At 64.0% G+C, this 18,388-nt stretch carries 15 protein-coding genes; 13 read left to right on the top strand and 2 right to left on the bottom strand.

The genetic code is table 11. From position 1 onward, the window contains the following. Positions 1 to 30 precede the first annotated feature (30 nt). The 7 genes from AAZQ98_RS02805 to AAZQ98_RS02775 all read left to right on the top strand — a co-directional run bounded on the left by AAZQ98_RS02805 (position 31) and on the right by AAZQ98_RS02775 (position 8,809). Positions 31 to 1,902, top strand: coding sequence for a PEP-utilizing enzyme (locus tag AAZQ98_RS02805; protein ID WP_434689653.1), 1,872 nt, complete (start codon positions 31 to 33; stop codon positions 1,900 to 1,902). Between the two features lie 106 nt (positions 1,903 to 2,008). Then, the gene (locus tag AAZQ98_RS02800) at positions 2,009 to 2,755 is read left to right on the top strand and encodes an SDR family NAD(P)-dependent oxidoreductase (protein ID WP_434689651.1); all 747 of its coding nucleotides are present in this window, start codon (positions 2,009 to 2,011) and stop codon (positions 2,753 to 2,755) included. A gap of 50 nt (positions 2,756 to 2,805) precedes the next feature. Next, entirely contained in the window at positions 2,806 to 3,126 is a 321-nt protein-coding gene (locus AAZQ98_RS02795; RefSeq protein WP_434689650.1) for a 2Fe-2S iron-sulfur cluster-binding protein, read from the top strand. A gap of 2 nt (positions 3,127 to 3,128) precedes the next feature. After that, the gene (locus tag AAZQ98_RS02790) at positions 3,129 to 4,424 is read left to right on the top strand and encodes an NAD(P)/FAD-dependent oxidoreductase (RefSeq protein ID WP_434689648.1); all 1,296 of its coding nucleotides are present in this window, start codon (positions 3,129 to 3,131) and stop codon (positions 4,422 to 4,424) included. Positions 4,425 to 4,431: 7 nt separating this feature from the next. Beyond that, positions 4,432 to 5,100 (top strand): HD domain-containing protein, encoded by a 669-nt coding sequence (locus tag AAZQ98_RS02785; RefSeq protein WP_434689646.1) that lies wholly within the window; start codon positions 4,432 to 4,434, stop codon positions 5,098 to 5,100. Next, positions 5,097 to 6,590, top strand: coding sequence for an aldehyde dehydrogenase family protein (locus AAZQ98_RS02780; RefSeq protein WP_434689644.1), 1,494 nt, complete (start codon positions 5,097 to 5,099; stop codon positions 6,588 to 6,590). Before AAZQ98_RS02785 ends, AAZQ98_RS02780 begins: the two co-directional genes overlap by 4 nt. Positions 6,591 to 6,925: 335 nt before the next feature. Beyond that, positions 6,926 to 8,809 (top strand): FAD-dependent monooxygenase, encoded by a 1,884-nt coding sequence (locus tag AAZQ98_RS02775; RefSeq protein WP_434689642.1) that lies wholly within the window; start codon positions 6,926 to 6,928, stop codon positions 8,807 to 8,809. Between the two features lie 160 nt (positions 8,810 to 8,969). Here AAZQ98_RS02775 and AAZQ98_RS02770 read toward each other — a convergent pair whose 3' ends face one another. Continuing rightward, positions 8,970 to 9,716, bottom strand: a complete 747-nt coding sequence (locus tag AAZQ98_RS02770) for an aspartate/glutamate racemase family protein (RefSeq protein WP_434689640.1) — start codon at positions 9,714 to 9,716, stop codon at positions 8,970 to 8,972. A gap of 8 nt (positions 9,717 to 9,724) precedes the next feature. Continuing rightward, on the bottom strand, positions 9,725 to 11,248 hold the full coding sequence (locus AAZQ98_RS02765; protein ID WP_286134071.1) for an NCS1 family nucleobase:cation symporter-1: 1,524 nt from the start codon (positions 11,246 to 11,248) through the stop codon (positions 9,725 to 9,727). 642 nt (positions 11,249 to 11,890) lie between these two features. On the opposite strand from AAZQ98_RS02765, the gene AAZQ98_RS02760 reads away from it, so the two are divergent. The 6 genes from AAZQ98_RS02760 to AAZQ98_RS02735 all read left to right on the top strand — a co-directional run bounded on the left by AAZQ98_RS02760 (position 11,891) and on the right by AAZQ98_RS02735 (position 18,071). Further along, positions 11,891 to 12,694 carry a hydroxypyruvate isomerase family protein gene (locus AAZQ98_RS02760; protein ID WP_434689638.1) on the top strand — a complete coding sequence of 268 codons (804 nt, stop codon included), beginning with the start codon at positions 11,891 to 11,893 and terminating at the stop codon, positions 12,692 to 12,694. A gap of 37 nt (positions 12,695 to 12,731) precedes the next feature. Next, on the top strand, positions 12,732 to 13,631 hold the full coding sequence (locus AAZQ98_RS02755; RefSeq protein WP_434689636.1) for a 2-hydroxy-3-oxopropionate reductase: 900 nt from the start codon (positions 12,732 to 12,734) through the stop codon (positions 13,629 to 13,631). 267 nt (positions 13,632 to 13,898) lie between these two features. Continuing rightward, a complete protein-coding gene (gcl, locus tag AAZQ98_RS02750; RefSeq protein ID WP_434689635.1) occupies positions 13,899 to 15,692 on the top strand; it encodes a glyoxylate carboligase in 1,794 nt (597 codons plus the stop codon). Positions 15,693 to 15,843: 151 nt separating this feature from the next. Continuing rightward, a complete protein-coding gene (gene allB / locus AAZQ98_RS02745; protein WP_434689634.1) occupies positions 15,844 to 17,226 on the top strand; it encodes an allantoinase AllB in 1,383 nt (460 codons plus the stop codon). A gap of 249 nt (positions 17,227 to 17,475) precedes the next feature. Then, positions 17,476 to 17,793, top strand: coding sequence for a hypothetical protein (locus tag AAZQ98_RS02740; protein WP_434689632.1), 318 nt, complete (start codon positions 17,476 to 17,478; stop codon positions 17,791 to 17,793). A gap of 59 nt (positions 17,794 to 17,852) precedes the next feature. Continuing rightward, positions 17,853 to 18,071, top strand: coding sequence for an LPXTG cell wall anchor domain-containing protein (locus AAZQ98_RS02735; RefSeq protein WP_434689630.1), 219 nt, complete (start codon positions 17,853 to 17,855; stop codon positions 18,069 to 18,071). The last annotated feature ends 317 nt before the right edge of the window (positions 18,072 to 18,388 follow it).

Below are 18,388 nucleotides of genomic sequence, written 5' to 3'. Positions count from 1 at the left end.
CGCGCTTTCCCTTACCCCTTGAAAGGGTGCATGACCATGACAATGAAGTCGTTCCCCAAGCCATCCGATTTGCCGGTACCAGCAGGTGCCGAAGGATGGGAAGAGATCTACCCGTACTACCTGGTGTTCCAGGACGAACTCAAGGAAGCTGAAGACGCCAAGTTCTGGTTCTGCGACTCCTCGCACTGGCCAACGGTCTTCAAGCCCTTCGAGACCATTGGCGGCGAATTCGCGGTCAAGTGCCTGGGCCAGTACAACGCCCGCCACCTGATGATCCCGAACGCCAACGGCATCGACTTCCGCGTGCACCTGGGCTACCTGTACATGTCCCCGATTCCGGTGCCCGAGGACCAGATCGCGGCCCGCGTCCCGGAATTCGAGGCGCGCATCGGCCACTACTTCGGCGACTGGGAAAACAAGCTGGCGGCCTGGCACGAGAAGGTCAAGGGCACCATTGCGGACATGGAAGAACTGCGCTTCGACCCGCTGCCTGGAATTGTCCCGTTCCAGGACATCGAGAACGGCGTGGGCAAGGACGGCTCGCAGATCCTGCTGGATAACTACGACCGGCTGATCTCGCTCACCTACCAGAACTGGCAGTACCACTTCGAATTCCTGAACCTGGGCTACATCGCCTACCTGGACTTCTTCAACTTCTGCAAGGAAGTCTTCCCGAACATCCCCGACCAGTCCATCGCCACCATGGTGCAGGGCGTGGACATGGAGCTGTTCAAGCCCGATGACGAGCTGAAGTCGCTGGCCCTGCTGGCCGTCGAGCTCAAGCTCTCGGGTCTCTTCACCAACACCGATGACCCGCAGGCCACCCTGGCGGCCATCGCCGCGGCCCCGGGCGGCGAGCGCTGGATCGCCCAGTGGGAAGCAGCCCACGAGCCATGGTTCAACTTCACCATCGGCAACGGCTTCTACGGCCATGACAAGTACTGGAACGAGTACCCGGAAATTCCGCTGGGTTTCATCGCCGACTACATCCGCCGCGCTGAGGAAGGCGCGCAGATCCTGCGTCCCACCGAAAAGCTGATTGCCGAGAAGGAACGCATCGTCGAGGAATACAGCGATCTGCTGGATTCCGAGACCGCCGAGGTCTTCGAGGCCAAGCGCTCGCTGGCTGCTACTGCCTACCCCTACGTGGAGAACCACAACTTCTACATCGAGCACTGGACCATGGGCGTCTTCTGGCGCAAGATCCGCGAGCTCTCGCGGATGATGGCCGATGCCGGGGTCTTCCAGGATCCAGAAGACCTGCTCTACCTGGGCCGCAACGAGCTGCGCGATGTCATCTTCGATTTGGTTACCTCCTTCGGCATCGGCTCCGGAGCGCCGATCGCCGCGGTGGCCCTGCCTGCGAAGATCGCCAAGCGCCGCCAGATCGTCACCGCGCTGAAGACCGCACGCCCGGCACCGGCGCTGAACACCCCGCCGGAATCGATCACCGAGCCATTCACCCGCATGCTGTGGGGCATCACCACAGAGCAGGTGCAATCGTGGCTGGGCAATGACGAGGATGCCCAGGAGAACGTGCTCAAGGGCATGGCCGCCTCGCCAGGCGCTGTCGAGGGCGTGGCCCGGGTGATCATGCACGCCGACGAGCTGGGCCTGATCCAGCCGGGAGAAATCCTGGTGGCGCCGATTACCGCGCCGAGCTGGGGACCGATCTTCGGCAAGATCAAGGCCACGGTCACGGACATCGGCGGCATGATGTCCCACGCGGCGATCGTTTGCCGTGAATACGACCTGCCCGCCGTGACCGGTACCGGCAGCGCATCGACCACCATCAAGACCGGCGACCGGCTGCGGGTGGATGGCGGCAAGGGAACCGTGGAGATCCTGGTGGACGAGCCCGTCCTGGCCGGGCCCGGAGCCCATTCGCACCATCACGGCTAAATCCTTCCTGGCACCCCAAAGCCAGGAACACCCCCGGGTGCCGGCCCTGCCCCCAAAGGTCCGGCACCCATCGAAACGAATCTCCAACTGACGAAAGGCACGATCCATGAGCAGCTCACCTACGGTGCTGATCACCGGAGCCGCCGGCGGACTGGGCCGGGCCTTCGCCCTCGGGTTTGCCGAACGCGGCTACCGGATCGCCGCCGCGGACATCGACCTGGCGGGCACCGAGCAGACCGTGCAGCTGGTGCGCGAGGCCGGCGGGAAGGCCTCGGCCTTCGAAGTCAATGTCACCGACCCGCAATCCACCGACCAGATGGCCCGCGGCGCCGCGGAATTCGCGGGCGGGAACATCGAGGTGCTGATCAACAACGCCGCGATCTACGCCACCGTGACCCGCTCGCTGTTCGAGGACATCGACCCCGGCGAATGGGACCAGGTCATGGGCGTGAACCTCAAGGGCCCCTGGATGGTCACCCGCGCGGTCTCCCCGTTCCTGGCCGCCGGATCCCGCGTGATCAACCTGGCCAGCGCCACCGTGTACTCCGGCTCCGAGCAGTGGGCCCACTACGTGGCTTCCAAGGGCGGGGTCATTGCCCTGAGCCGGGTGATGGCCAAGGAACTGGGCCGGCGCGACATCACCGTGAACACCATCGCACCGGGGTTTACCCTCACCGAAGCCAGCCTGGGGCTGATGGAAGACGCCGCCAGCTACGGCGTGGACCGCGGGGCGCTGAAGCGGGCCAGCCAGCCCGCCGACATCGTCGGAGCCGCACTCTTCCTGGCCGGCCAGGATTCCTCCTTCATCACCGGGCAGACGCTCGTGGTTGACGGCGGACGCCAATTCATCTGATTCATGCTTCATCGCACAAGACGTCAATCACCAACTTAGGAGTGATCATCATGGCGACAGTAAATTTCACTGATTTCGAAGGCAACGCACGCAGCATCGAGGCCGGCATCGGCGACTCGGTGATGGAAACCGCTGTACGCAACGGTGTCGAAGGCATTGTTGGCGAATGCGGCGGCTCGCTATCCTGCGCCACCTGCCACGTATTCGTTGCCGGCAATGACCTGGATTCGCTGGAGCCAATGAGCGAGATGGAAGACGAGATGCTCTACGGCACCGCCGAGGACCGCGAGGACAACTCCCGGCTGTCCTGCCAGATCAAGATGTGCGAAGGGCAAACGATCAACGTCACCACTCCGGAAACCCAGGTGTAGCCATGAAAACCGCAACCGCCGTATCCACTGCCGGCGCCCCGGCCCCCGAGCCGCACACCGCCACCGGCCTGCTGATTGTCGGAGCTTCCCAGTCCGGCGTCCAGCTGGCGATCTCGCTGCGCGCGCTGGGCTACGACGAGCACATCACGCTGCTCGGGGATGAAGACCACCGTCCCTACCAGCGCCCGGCGCTGTCCAAGGAATTCCTGCAGGACAAGATCGGCAGCGAGTCGCTGATCTTCCGCTCCAACGAGTACTGGGACGAGCACAATGTCACCCTGGTCAAGGCCGAGCGCATCGAGGAAATCGCCTCCAATGCGGATGGTTCCGGCATCGCCGTGGGCAGCTCCGGCACCCGCTACCCCTACACCCGCCTGGCGCTGGCGGTGGGCGCGCGCCCACGCCGCTTCGAAGCAGAAGGCAGCGGCCTGGACGGCGTGGTGTACCTGCGCAACGCCGATGACGCCCTGCACCTGAAGGACCTGGCCCCGAAGGCCGCCGACGTGGTGGTCATTGGCGGGGGATTCATCGGCCTGGAAGCAGCCAGTTCGCTGCAGGCGATGGGCAAGAAAGTCACCGTGCTGGAATACGGGCCACGTTTGGTGGGCCGCGCCGTGGGCGAGGACACCAGCAGCTACTTCCTGCGCAGGCACCGCGAACGCGGGCTCGATATCCACTTGGACGCCCGGGTGCGCGAGATCCACGGCGCCAACGGCCAGGTGAGCGCCGTCGAACTGGAATCCGGGGAAATGATCGAGGCGCAAATCGTGCTGGTCGGCATCGGCGTCATTCCGAACACCGAGCTGGGCGAAAAGCTCGGCCTGCGCATCGATAACGGCATCGTCGTCGACCACGCGGCCCTGGCTTCGGACGGCCACACGCTGGTAGTCGGCGACGTGGCCAATATGCCCAACCCGCTGCCCGGCGCGCCTGAAGGCGAGCGGATCCGCTTGGAATCGGTGAATAACGCCGTGGAGCACGCCAAGGTGGCTGCCTACGCCCTGATGGGCCAGCGCGAAGCCTACGCCGGCATCCCCTGGTTCTGGTCCAACCAGGCCGACATGAAATTGCAGATCGCCGGCCTGTCCATGTGCTTCGACCAGATGGTGAAGCGCGAAGTCCCCGAGAAGGGGAAATTCACCGTGCTGTACTACCGCGAAGGGCAGATCATCGCGGCCGACTGCGTGAATGCGCCATTGGATTTCATGGCGGTAAAGCAGGCCCTGGCGGCCGGGAAGAACATCGACCCGCAAGCTGGCGCTGATGCCGCTGTCCAACTCAAGACCCTGATTGCCTGAGGACATCATGACCACTTTGAATGACACCCGGCCACTGCCTGCGCAGGGCTCAGTCAACACCACGCCCATAGCCCTGGATGAGCACTTCGACGGTGAACTGGATAAGATCTGGGCCGCGGTGGAACCGGAAACCCGTGCCCGTGGCAACGACATCCACCTGCCGATTTCGCTGTCCTTCGCCCGTCGCCTGTGCGACGCCTATCCGGAAGCGGACCGCACCCTGGTGCTGGTGGCCACCTTGCTGCACGACACCGGCTGGGCCCACGTGGATGAGGAGAAGATCATCTCCGACGGGTTCCGCGGCGACTGGCGCACAGCGGATATCCGCTACGAGCACGAGCGCGAGGGCTGCGAAGTGGCCCGGCGCGTGCTGCCGCCGCTGGGCTATGGCGCGCAGTTCGTCGAAGCCGTCTGCGCGATCATCGACGGGCATGACACCCGTGCGGTGGCCTATTCGCTGGAGGATGCGCTGATGCGCGACGCGGATCGGTTGTGGCGCTTCGACCAGGCGGGCATCGCACTGGCGTCGGGCTGGTTCGGCCAGGACCCGAGCACCTACACCGACCGGTTGGAAACCGAGATCATCCCGGAGCTGATCACCGAGGCGGCCGTGGCCATGGCCACCGCTGACCTGGCCCGCTCCCGGTCGCTGCTGCGGACCAAGGCCCTGCGATGAGCGCGGCCGCAAGCACCCGCGACAGCTTGGCGATCCCGTACCGCCATGTCGATACGCATTTCATTGACGGGGGATGGGTTGGCTCTGCGGGAACCGGGCGCATCGAGGTCACCGATCCGGCCACTGGGCAAGTATGGGGCTCGGTCCCGGCAGGCACCAGCCAGGACATCGATCGCGCGGTGGGCGCCGCGCACGCCGCGTTCCACGGAACGCAGTGGCGAAGCTGCTCGCCGTCGGATCGTGCGGCCTTGCTGCTGCGCATCGCCGACGAAGTGGAGGCCCGGGCCACCGAATTGTCGCTGACCAATACCCTGGAAAACGGGTCCCCGATTTCGGAAACGCAGGGAGCGGCTGCCAATGCCGCCTCAATCTTCCGCTACTTCGCGTCGCTGGCTCCATTGCTGGAAAACGAGGACCTGCGCCCCTTCCCGAACGGGCCCGGGGAATCCCTGGTCCGCCGTGACCCGGTGGGGGTCTGCGCGCTGATTGCCCCGTGGAACTTCCCCATCAACCTGATGGTGATCAAGCTGGCCCCGGCCTTGCTGGCGGGGTGCACCGTGGTGATGAAGCCGGCTTCGCCAACACCGCTGTCCTTCCGCATCATCATGGATGCCATGGCTGCCGCCGGAGTGCCGGCGGGCGTCGCCAACCTGGTCACCGGGCCGGGGCGCATGGGCGATGAACTGGTTCGCCATCCGCTGGTCTCCAAGGTCGCATTCACCGGGTCCACGCCGGTAGGGCGCAAGATCGCCGCGGCCTGCGGCGAGCTGCTGCGGCCGGTCACCTTGGAACTGGGCGGCAAGTCCAGCGCCTTGGTGCTGCCGGATGCCGATCTGGAGGTGCTCAGTTCGCGGCTGATCCGCTCGTGCATGCGCAATACCGGGCAGACGTGCTACATCTCCACCCGGATCCTGGCCCCAGCGCAGCACTACGACGACGTCGTGGAGACGGTGCGCGCAACGATTTCCGCAGGAACCCAAGGGGACCCGCTGCAGGCCGGCACGGTGTTCGGCCCCTCGGCCAACAAGAGCCAGTACGAGACGGTCCTGGAGTACCTCGAATCGGGCCATGCGCAAGGCGCGCAGGCGGTGACCGGTGGCCGCAAGGCCATGATGGAGGCCGAGCTGGCCGGTGGATATTTCATCGAGCCAACCGTTTTTGCCGGTGTCACCCCGGATATGAGGATATCGCGCGAGGAAATCTTCGGACCGGTGATCACCGTGCTCAAGTACCAGGATGAAGCCGAGGGCATTGCCCTGGCGAATAACACCGAATTCGGTTTGGGCGGCCTGGTCTTCGGTGCCGACGAGCAGCATGCGGTGCAGGTCGCTGACCAGATCGATTCGGGCAGTGTGGGCATCAACTTCTTCGCCTCGAACCATGCGGCGCCATTTGGCGGACGCCATGACTCCGGCCTGGGCGCCGAATACGGGCCCGAGGGCCTCTCGGCGTACCTGAGCTACAAGTCCATCCATCGCCAGGTCCGCTAGCAAGAACACCGGCCGGCAAGCAGCGCAGCAGGGCGTCCCGGGCCAAATGGCCCGGGACGCCCTGCTGCCCTTTTCTGGCCGCGGCGCTGGCCGTGGAAAGCGCCTTGGAATCACTGGAACCCCAGGTCAAGTGCCATACATGGAGATTTAAAAGAAGGCTTCCGCTGGGTGGAAGATTCACGTGGTGCTTCCCCGCAGAAGGGCGCAGGATTGCTACTAGTCCTCAACGTGTTCCGCATCACAATCAAGCGGACATGAAGAACTTTTTCGGATGATCGGCAGCGACAGTGCAGTTCCTGCTTGAAGATCATGCGACCCAGCTAAGGAGCTCCAGGATGCAGTACCACCACGACGGATATGTCGGCCGCAACCCTCGTATCAGGAATGCAGAAGGTACGGGACTGAACCGTACTGCTGAACTGCCCGAGACGATGGATGTGCTCATTGTCGGTGCCGGACCGGCCGGCATCGTCCAGGCCGCCCAGTTGACCGAGTATCCAGAGGTCCACACCCGCATCATCGAAGCCCGCCCGGAGCGGCTGGCCGCGGGCCGCGCCGACGGACTGTTCCCGCGCAGCTGCGAAACCTTCCAGGCCTTCGAGTTCTACGATGAGATCGCGCACGAGGCAGCGCACATGCGCGAAATGAGCTTCTGGGGTCCGCATCCGCAGAACCCTGCCGAAATTGCCCGTGGCGCCCGTGCTGATGATCCGCCCGCCTATGTCAGCGAATTCCCGATCCTCACCGTCAACCAGGCCCGCGTGATCGACTATTTCGCAGAGCGCGCAGAAAACGGCCCGGCCCGCATCAACATCAACTACGGTGTGGAGTTCCTGGGCCTGGTGGTCCACGATTCCGGAGAATATCCGGTTGAAGTCCGCATCAATGACGAGCACGGCATCGAGCGCACGGTGCGCGCCAAGTACGTTGTCGGTTGCGACGGCGCGCGGAGCAAGGTGCGCAGCTGCATCGACGTCGAGGTGGTCACCGACCCTGCCGACCAGGCCTGGGCAGTGATCGACATGCTGGCCAACACCGACTTCCCGGACTTCCGCACGCGCAGCGGCATCCAGTCCGACAAGGACGGATCCATCCTGCTGATTCCCCGCGAAGGCGGCTTCCTGACGCGTTTCTACGTGTCGCTGGATACCCCGAACGACCAGAACCGGGCGCAGGTCCGCGCCACCACCGCCGAAGAAGCCATCGCCCGCGCCAACCGCATCCTGCACCCGTACTCGGTGGATGTGCGCGAGGTGACCTGGTTCAGCATCTACGAGGTGCGCCACTCGGTGGCCCAGAGCTTCGATGATGTGGCCGCGAAGAATGATCCATCGCTGAACCCGCATGTGTTCATCGCCGGCGATGCCTGCCATACGCATAGCGCCAAGGCCGGCCAGGGCATGAACGTTTCCATCCAGGACGGGTGGAACCTGTCCTGGAAGCTGGGCCAGGTGCTCACCGGACGCAGCGACGAGTCGCTGCTGAAGACCTATAACGAAGAGCGCCAGGATGTTGCGCAGAAGCTCATCGACTACGACAAGGAATGGTCCGCGATGATGTCGCGCAGCCCGGAGGAAATGGAAGGCCCGCACGAGATCATCGACTTCTTCGTGAAGACCGCCAACTTCCCCGGCGGCTTCGACACCAAGTACGAGCTGTCCACGCTGACCGGCGGGACCGCGCACCAGAAGCTGGCCGAAGGCTTCCCGGTAGGCATGCGCTTCAAATCCGCGCAGGTCTCCCGCGTCTGCGATACGACCACGGTCCAACTGGGGCACCACTTCCGTGCCGATGGGCGCTGGAGGCTCTACGCCTTCGCCGACGAATCGGGGCAAGAGCTCGAACAGCTGGCGCAATGGCTGGAGAATTCTGCCGATTCGCCAATCACCGCTTACACCGCTGAGGGCCAAGACATTGACAGCGTATTCGACGCCAAGGTGATCTACCAGCAGGACTACCATGAGGTGGAAATTAACAAGGTGCCACGGCTGTTCCTGCCGAAGGTGGGCCAGGTCCAGATCACCGACTGGGAGAAGGTCTATGCCGCGATCCCGCATCAGGATATCTTCGCCGAACGCAAGATCGACCGGGCCGGGGCCCTGGTTGTCGTCCGCCCGGACATGTATGTCGCTCAGGTCTTGCCGTTGACTGCCCGCGCGGAACTGGCCGAGTTCTTCTCGAAGAACATGGCTTTGCCGAAGGTTCCTGAATTCTCCTAGGCCAATCCGGTCCTCGATGGAGAGCAGGGCAAGAAGAAAACCCCGGTGCCGAAGCACCGGGGTTTCCTTTTGTCATCACTCGCACCTTCATGAGGTACTTAAAACTCTAGGACGGCTGACTGTGAGCGCGCTGGGCTGAGCCTGCTATTTGGCTTGGCATTCAGAGGCCCGCCGGAACGACGGCCGCCGGAGTCATCGGAAAGCCGGTCACGGTCTTGGGCCGCGGAGGGGCGTAGGTGCGCACCTTGGAGGTGCTCAGCCCCATCCGGACCAGCGACTCCGCGATGGTCACCGCTGCGCGCACGCCATCGACAATTGGCACGCCGGTGGCCAGCCGCACCTGATCCTCCAGCTCGGCCATGCCGCCGCAACCCAGGCAGATCACCTCGGCCTTGTCCTGCTCCACTGCCTGGCGGGATTGCTCGACGATGGCCGCTACCGCGCGCTGCGGATCGGATTCGAGTTCCAGCACGCCCAGCCCGCTGGCGCGCACCGAGGCGAGCCGGTCGGTCAGGCCGGCCAATTTCAGCCGGTCCTCGATCAGCGGCACCGTGCGGTCCAGCGTGGTGACCACCGAATACTTGTGGCCCAGGAATTGCGCGGTGGAGGCGGCGGCTTCGGTAATGTCCACGACCGGGACATCCAGCAGCTCCTGCAGGCCCTCGCGGCCGTGCTCGCCGTAGCCGGCTTGGATGACCGCGTCGAATGGCTCGGTGTAGCGGACCACCTTGTCCATCACGGCGATGGCCGCCAGGTAGCTTTCGAAATTGCCTTCGCAGGAGTCCGCCCCGAAATCCGGGGTCAGCTCGACGATTTCGGTGCCGGGCGAGGCGACCTGCCGGGCGGAATCCCCGATGGCGCGGGTCATGGACTGCGTGGTGTTGACGTTCAGGATCAGAATGCGCATGAGCTGTCCTAGTGGGTTGGTGCCACGGCGATCGGCTCGCCATCGATGTCCGCCAGATCGTGCTGGCGCTTGGCCAAGGCCAGGTAGGCCAGGGCGCCGGCGCCCGAACCCAGGAACCAGGCAAACGGGCCGACCACGTGCAAGGCAGGGACGAAGGCCAGCACCAGTGCGATCACCGAGCTGATCACCAGTGCCCCGACGGCCCGGTAGTTCACGCCGCGGGTGAAGTAGTAGGTGCCTTCGGCATCCGAGCGGTACAGGTCCATGACGTTGATCCGGGCTTTGCGGATCAGCCAGTAGTCGGCCATGATGATGCCGAACAGCGGGCCAAGCAGCGCGCCCAGGCCGCCCAGGAAGTAGTTGATGATCTCGGGGGAGTTGTACAAGTTCCAGGGCAGGATGACCAGGCCGATGACCCCGGAGATCAGTGCGGCGGTGCGGAAGTTCAGCTTCTTCGGGAGCAGGTTGGTCAATGCGTAGGTTGGAGCCACGAAATTGGCCATCAGGTTCACCGCGATGGTCAGCACCAGCAGGGCGGCGGAGGCCAGCAACAGCAGCAAGGTGTTCGGGATCGCGCCGACAATATCCGACGGCGAGGTGATGACCTGGCCGTTGATGGAGAACTGCGTACCGGTCAGGACCACCACGATGGCGCCGAAGAACATCATGTTCAGCGGGATGCCGAAGAAGTTGCCCTTGACGATCGCCTTCTTGGAGGATGCGCCACGGGTGAAGTCGCAGAAGTTCAGGACGAAGGTGCCGTAGATCGAGACCCACAGGGCGGCTGCGCCGAACATCGCGGTCCACATCTCGATGCCGGTCTTCGACTCGCCGGTGCTCATCGAGACGTTGAAACCCGATTCGAAGAGCATCCAGATGGCCAGGCCCAGGAAGGTGGCCAGGATGACCGGGCCGGCGAAGGCCTCGTACTTGCGGATCATCTCCATGCCGTAGCTGACGATGACCAGCTGCACCGCCCAGAGGGCGACGAAGCAGATCCAGCCCAGGGCGTTCAGTCCCAGGAAGCTGGTCTGCTCCAGGGCTGCGGACCCCGGGGCCACGGCAATCACCATGACGGCGAGGACCTGGGCGGCGAGGTAGGTTTGGATGCCGAACCAGGCAATGGCCACGGCCCCGCGCAGCAGTGCGGGGATCTGGGCGCCGTTGATGCCGAAGGCGATGCGGCTCATCACCGGGAAAGGGACACCGGTTTTCTCGCCCATGAACCCCGAGAAGTTCAGCAGCGCGAAGAGCAGGACCGCTCCGATGCCCAGCGCGCCGAGGATCTGCCAGCCACTCATGCCCAGCGCGAAGAGCCCGATGGCGAAGGTGTAGTTGCCCAGCGAGTGCACGTCGTTGGCCCACAGGGTGAAGATGCTGTAAGAGCTCCAGGTGCGTCCGGAGCGGGTGGTTGGTGCCAGGTCCTGGTTGTAGAGCGACGCGCTCAACTCGAAGGGATTGGCCCGGTCGATAGCGGGCCGGTTTTCCTGCGGTGCGGCCTCGGGCACCATTTCAGGGGTCTTTTGCGACATGATGGACATCCTTGTCAAAGGGTCATGCATCCGGGCAGGCGCATTCGGGCGCACTGCGGCAGGGGAAGATGACAGATCTGGGGAAGCGGAGCGTTCAGGGGAACGGCCCGTGCCTGCCTGCGGGGACGCAGGGCAGGTAGGCGGGCCCGCTTACGGGTAGATCGGCTGTCCGAAATTAACGTAGAACTCGGCCGGCGAGCCGAGAAGCGGCATGGCCGGGCGCGGCGCAACGGCAAGCCGCTGTGCGCTGTGCGTGATGCACGGTGGAAAAAGCATGGCTGCTCCTGAGCTAGGAAGTCACTCCGAGATATGTGCCAGGTGAGTAACCACCACTGTATGCACTGGATCACATTCCCGCAATAGAAAATGATAATTTCACCAGATGGTATTTTGGGCCGGATTCCGGAGCCTTTTATTCCATTCCCGGAATCCGCTGATGAGCCAGCTTTTACCAGGATCGCACCGGGCGCCATTCCTGTCCTGATGCCACCGCAGCGCCCTTCTGCGCGACTCTGCGCGCATCGGCACTTCGTCCCGAAACCTTCTTGACAGTGATTGGCGTCTCGTCCTAGAGTTTTCATAAAGCAAAAGCTAACTTCCATAAAGCGGAATCTTTGGAAGGTGTTCTTGAAGGGAAATCCAGTGTCCTACACTCTGAACTGCTCGATCCTCCTCACCGAGTTGCCGCTGCTGCAGCGCGCGGATGCCGCCAAGCAGGCGGGTTTCGACAGCGTCGAATTCTGGTGGCCATTTGGCGAAGCCGCCCCCTCCGGCAAGCAGGTCGACGAATTTCTCGCCTCGCTGGCCAACGCCGGCGTCCAGCTGGACGGACTGAACTTCTTCGCCGGCGACATGCCGGCAGGCGACCGCGGACTGGTTTCATGGCTGGGTCGCGAGTCCGAATTCAAGGACAACGTCGACGCGGTAGTGGCGATCGCCGAAGCTACCGGCTGCAAAGCCTTCAATGCCCTGTACGGCAACCGCATCGAGGGCGCCGACCCGGCGGCCCAGGATGCGCTGGCCTTGGAGAACCTGGTGGCCGCGGCCCAGGGCGTGGCCAAGGCCGGCGGCACCGTGCTGATCGAGCCGGTCTCCGGCACGGAAGCCTACCCGCTGAAAACTGCGGCCCAGGCGCTTGCGGTCATCGACGCTGTCAAGGCCCAGGGCGAAGGGAACATCGCGCTGCTGGCCGACTTCTACCACCTGTCAGTCAACGGCGATGACGTCGCCGCCGTCATTGAAGCGCATGCCAAGGACTTCGGCCATATCCAGATCGCCGATGCGCCGGGCCGCGGAGCACCGGGCACCGGGGACCTGCCGCTGCAGGACTGGATCAAGCGCTCGCGCGAGTTGGGCTACACCGGCAACGTCGCCCTGGAGTACAAGCAGGAAGCGGCCACCGCCTTCGACTGGCTCCAGAGCGCCAGCAGCAGCGCCGCAGTCTAGAGAACACCTTTTCGCACAAGAATTTTTGGAGAATCACATGTCGCAGAACATCGCCTTCATCGGACTGGGCATCATGGGCCTGCCGATGGCCAAGAACCTGGTCAACGCCGGCTATCACGTCACCGGCTACAACCGCAGCGACAAGGCCGGCAATGAGCTGGCCGCCGCTGGCGGAACCAAGGCCGCCTCCATCGCGCAAGCAGTGGCCAATGCGGACGTGGTCATCACCATGGTCCCGGATTCCCCGGACGTCCAGGCCGTCACCCTTGGCGCAGAGGGCGTCTTCGCCAACGCGAAGGCCGGAGCGCTGTGGATCGACAACTCCTCGATCCGTCCCGACGTGGCCGTCGAGCTTGCGGCCGCGGCCCGCGACGCCGGACTGCGCCCGCTCGATGCCCCGGTCTCCGGCGGCGAGGCCGGCGCCATCGAGGGCGTGCTGTCCATTATGGCCGGCGGCGAGCCAGCTGACTTCGAGGCGGCCAAGCCGGTGCTCGAAGCGGTGGGCAAGACCATCGTGCTGGTGGGTCCTTCGGGCTCCGGGCAGACCGTCAAGGCGGCCAACCAGCTGATCGTCGCGGCCAATATCCAGGCCCTGTCCGAAGCGGTGCTCTTCCTCGAAGCCTATGGCGTGGACACCGACGCGGCCATCAAGGTCCTCGGCGGCGGCCTGGCCGGCTCCAAGGTGCTTGACCAGAAGGCCCAGAAGATCCTGGACCGCGAATTCGCCCCGGGCTTCCGCCTGGCCCTGCACAACAAGGACATGGGCATCGTGACCTCCGCGGCCCGCGAAGCCGGTGTCGTGCTGCCACTGGGTGCACTGGTTGCCCAGCTGGTCACCTCCACGGTGGCTTCCGGCGACGGGGCGCTGGACCATTCGGGCCTCTTCCGCGGGGTGCAGCGCCTGGCCGGCAAAATCGAGGCCCCGGTCCCGGCCTAGCGCCGCCACATCTTCCTACGGCGGGGACAACTAGGTAACCCGCTTCTTCAGCTAGCGGCCGCGCAATACCGGCTACGCTCCGGTGCCGCCGGACCCCTGGTACACGGCAGGGGCCCGACGCACCGTATCCGCTGCGCAATGGGCTTTGTTCCAGTTCATCGCCGCTAGCTGGTGCTCAAGGAAGCGGCGTTGTGGTGACTCATGCACCTTGGCTTCCCGCCGTAGGTATCCTTCTTTTCTTCTTCTCGTTCCAAAGGACGTATTCCCATGCCTAAGATGCGCGCAATCGACGCCGTCGTCCAGATCCTGGCCAAGGAGGGCGCCACCGAGGCGTTCGGCCTGCCAGGAGCCGCGATCAACCCGCTGTACTCGGCCATGAAGGCCCACGGCGGCATCCGCCACACCCTGCACCGCCACGTCGAGGGTGCCAGCCACGCCGCCGACGGCTACTCGCGGGCCACCGGCAAGATCGGCCTGTGCCTGGGCACCTCCGGCCCTGCCGGCACCGACATGATCACCGGCCTGTACGCCGCGATCGCCGACTCCATCCCGATGCTGTGCATCACCGGGCAGGCCCCGACCAATGTGCTGCACAAGGAGGACTTCCAGGCCGTGGACATCGAGTCCATCGCCAAGCCGGTGACCAAGTACGCCTCGACCGTGCTGGAGCCGGGACTGGTTCCGGGCACCTTCGCCAAGGCCTTCCAAATCATGCGCTCGGGCCGCCCGGGCCCGGCCCTGATCGACCTGCCGATCAACGTGCAGATGGCCGAGATCGACTTCGACATCGATGCCTACGAGCCGTTGCCGGTCCAGAAGCCGAAGGCCACGCGCGGCCAGGCCGAGAAGATCGTGGACCTGCTGCTCTCCGGAAGCAAGCCGATCATCATCGCCGGCGGCGGCGTGATCAACGCCAACGCCAGCGCGCAGCTGGTCGAACTCGCCGAGGAACTGGACATCCCGGTCTCCCCGACCCTGATGGGCTGGGGCGCCATCCCGGATGACCACCGCCTGCAGTCGGGCATGGTCGGCATCCAAACGCACACCAAGTACGGCAACCAGACCTTCCTGGAATCGGATATGGTGCTGGGCCTGGGCAACCGCTGGGCCAACCGCCACACCGGGGATCTGGCCACCTACCGCGCCGGACGCAAATTCATCCACGTGGATATCGAAGGCACGCAGATCGGCCGGGTGTTCTCCCCGGACCTGGGAATCACCTCGGATGCCGGGGCCGCCATCGAGGCCATCCTGGAAGTCGTGCGCGAGCGCAAGGCCGCCGGCACCCTGCCGGACTACTCGGCCTGGGCCAACGAGGCCACCGCCCGCAAGTCCACCGGGCACCGCAAGACCAACTTCGAGAACGTGCCGATCAAGCCGCAGCGCGTCTACCAGGAAATGAACGCCGCCTTCGGCCAGGACACCACCTACGTGTCCACCATCGGGCTCAGCCAAATCGCCGGTGCGCAGATGCTGCATGTCTACAAGCCGCGCAACTGGATCAACGCCGGACAGGCCGGCCCGCTGGGCTGGACCGGACCGGCCGCCCTGGGCGTCGTGCGCGGCAAGCCGGGGGAGAAGGTCGTGGCCCTCTCCGGAGACTACGATTTCCAGTTCATGATCGAGGAGCTGGCCGTCGGTGCCCAGTTCAAGCTGCCGTACGTGCACGTGGTGGTCAACAACTCCTACCTCGGACTGATCCGCCAATCGCAGCGCGCCTTCGAGATGGATTACCACGTGTCCCTGGGCTTCGATAACATCAACTCCCCGGAAACCAACGGCTACGGCGTGGACCATGTGAAGGTCGCCGAGGGCCTGGGCTGCAAGGCCGTGCGCGTCGAGGATCCGAGCCAGCTGGCTGCCGGATTCGCGCAGGCCAATGCGCTGGCCGAAGAGCACCAGGTGCCGGTCGTGGTGGAAGTGATCCTGGAGAAGGTCACCAACATCGCCATGGGCGCGCAGCTGGATGCCGTCAATGAATTCGAAGACCTGGCTTTGGACGCCGTCGATGCACCAACCGCGTTGGTGCCGATGGCAGCCTCGGCCACCGTGGGTGCGTGAAAGGACAGTCGTCGCTGACCAGCAACCCGCAAAGTTTGGCGCGGGGCACCGGTTCACCAATACGGGTGTGCCCCGCGCCACAACAACTTAGACTTGGCATAGAGCTGCCGAGCCCCAAGAACACCTAGCAATTAACGAGTAGGAACACCTCATGAGCATCAACGAAGCTGTTGGCCGCACATCGTCCCCGACCGCCACCGGTACCACCTATGACCTGGTGCTGCGCGGCCAGCAAGTGCTGACCGCGCAGGGCATTGGCCCGCGCGAGATCGGCGTACGCGACGGAAAGATCGTCGCCGTGCAGGAATTGGGTGCCGGACTGGCCGCAGAGCGCGTCATCGAGGTGGCCTCCGACGAGGTCCTGCTGCCCGGACTCGTTGATACCCATGTGCACGTGAACGAGCCAGGACGCACCGAATGGGAAGGGTTCGAGTCGGCGACCAAGGCCGCCGCTGCCGGCGGGGTGACCACCATCGTGGACATGCCGCTGAACTCCATCCCGCCCACGGTGAACCTCGAAGCGCTGGAAATCAAGCGCGCGGCCGCTTCCAAGAACGCCTATGTCAACGTCGGCTTCTGGGGCGGTGCCATCCCGGGCAACAAGAAGGATCTGCGCGAGCTGCACGAAGCCGGAGTCTTCGGCTTCAAATGCTTCCTGCTGCATTCTGGAGTCGACGAGTTCCCGTCCCTGAGTGTTGGCGAGATGGAAGAGGACATGGCCGAATTGGCCTCCTTCGACTCGCTGATGATCGTGCACGCCGAGGACTCCGATATCATCGGCAACTCCCCGCAGCCGGTGGGCGGCAAGTACGCCGGCTTCCTGGACTCGCGCCCGCGCGATGCCGAGAACACCGCCATCGCGCAGGTGATCGAGCGTGCCCGCACCACCGGAGTGCGCGCCCACGTGCTGCACCTGTCCAGCTCGGATGCGCTCCAGATGATCCGCGAAGCGAAGGCCGAGGGCGTGCTGCTCACCGTGGAAACCTGCCCGCACTACCTGACCTTGCTGGCCGAGGAAATCCCCGACGGCGCCACAGCCTTCAAATGCTGCCCTCCGATCCGCGAGAATGACAACCGCGAGCTGCTGTGGAAGGGCCTGGAAGAAGGCATCATCGACTGCATCGTTTCGGACCATTCCCCATCCACCATTGACCTCAAGGATGTGGAGAACGGCGACTTCGGCGTGGCCTGGGGCGGGGTGGCGTCGCTGCAGCTGGGGCTGCCGCTGATCTGGAGCGAGGCGAAGAAGCGCGGACTGAAGCTGGAACAGGTCGTGCAGTGGATGGGCCTGAATCCCGCGAAGCTTGCCGGACTGGGCGCCAAGGGCAGCATCGAAGTAGGCAAGGACGCGGACTTCGCGGTCTTCGCTCCGGAGGACACCTTCGAGGTGGACGTCCAGAAGCTGCACCACAAGAACCCGATTTCCCCGTACCAGGGCAAGACCCTGAACGGCGTAGTCCGCCGGTCCATCATTGCCGGGACCGACGTGGACTTCCAGAATCCAACAGGTCAGCTGATCCGCCGCGAGAGCTAGGAACCGGTACCTCGCAGAGCCCCTGTCCGCAGGACGGGGGCTCTGCTGCGCCGTGGGCAATGATAGCCCCGGCGTGCTTTGGCCACCGCAGATTCGAAGCGTATTCACCGGTGGTACGCAGGCTATTTCCCTGGCGCATAACAAACAGGTATCGATTGGATGTGGCGTTAAAGGATTGGGCTGCCCAGCTCATAGACTGTCAGCACTATGGGGATAGAGCAGCCGTCACTCTGAATACAGGAAATGGGTATGAACGCGATTACTGCTGCTTCGATAATGAGCAAAGAAGTCGACGATCTGGCGTTGGACGAAGTGGTCCAGGCGTCGCTGGTCTTCGGCGCAATCCTCATGGCTGTGCTCCTTGCCTTCGGGCTCAAGACCTATGTCCATTGGCGCCGTCATGCCAACGGCACTCCAGCTGATCAGCGTCCGGCCGAGCGTGATGAGGCTCCGAGTCCAGCCAGCGGTACCCGGCAACTCCCAGCACCGCGGATTGAAGTGCTTTCGGCGCTCGGGGACCTGCGCCGGACAGGTGCCTTGAACCGCGGTTTAGAGGACAGCAGATGAGGTAGCCTTCGGAACCGACTGTTGACCCGACTGAGCCAGTTGACCCGACTGAGCCGACTGTGGATCCTACGGAACTTACTGAATCCGAGGAAGCCGAGGAAGATCTCGTTCAGAAGGCAGCTCCGGCTGAAGGCTCAGCCGAAGCTCCGCAGCCATCTGAAAAGGATGACAAGCTTGCGGACACAGGTTTCACTGCGATGTACGTGTTGATCGCTGGACTCCTTTTGGCAGCTGCTGGTGTGCTGATTTCTCGGCGCAGCAACCGCCGCCATGGCTAAAGCCTAGGATTCGAATGAGGCTGTGAACTGTTCGCGGAGCAGGCTCTTGCGATCGTCGTAGGACCGATCGTCTAGGCTCTTGCAGATAGTTCGCGCATACGCCCGACTGGAATTAATTTTCCGGTCGGGCGTTTTGCGTATCTGGACGATGTGCAAAAACGGGCAGCTGTTTCAGACCGCTCTGAGCTTGACTCGACCGGCCGGCTTATTTGGTGCGTTGCTGATGGCCTTTCCGCCCGGTGATCTCATCTGAACTTCACCGGTCTGGTTCCCTCCGCACTGTGAACCTGCAGCGATGAGTCATCAGAATCCAAAAC

The sequence above is a fragment of the Glutamicibacter sp. Je.9.36 genome, assembly GCF_051129975.1.
Classification (GTDB): Bacteria; Actinomycetota; Actinomycetes; order Actinomycetales; family Micrococcaceae; genus Glutamicibacter.
This window is presented reverse-complemented; position numbering and strand designations above follow the sequence as displayed.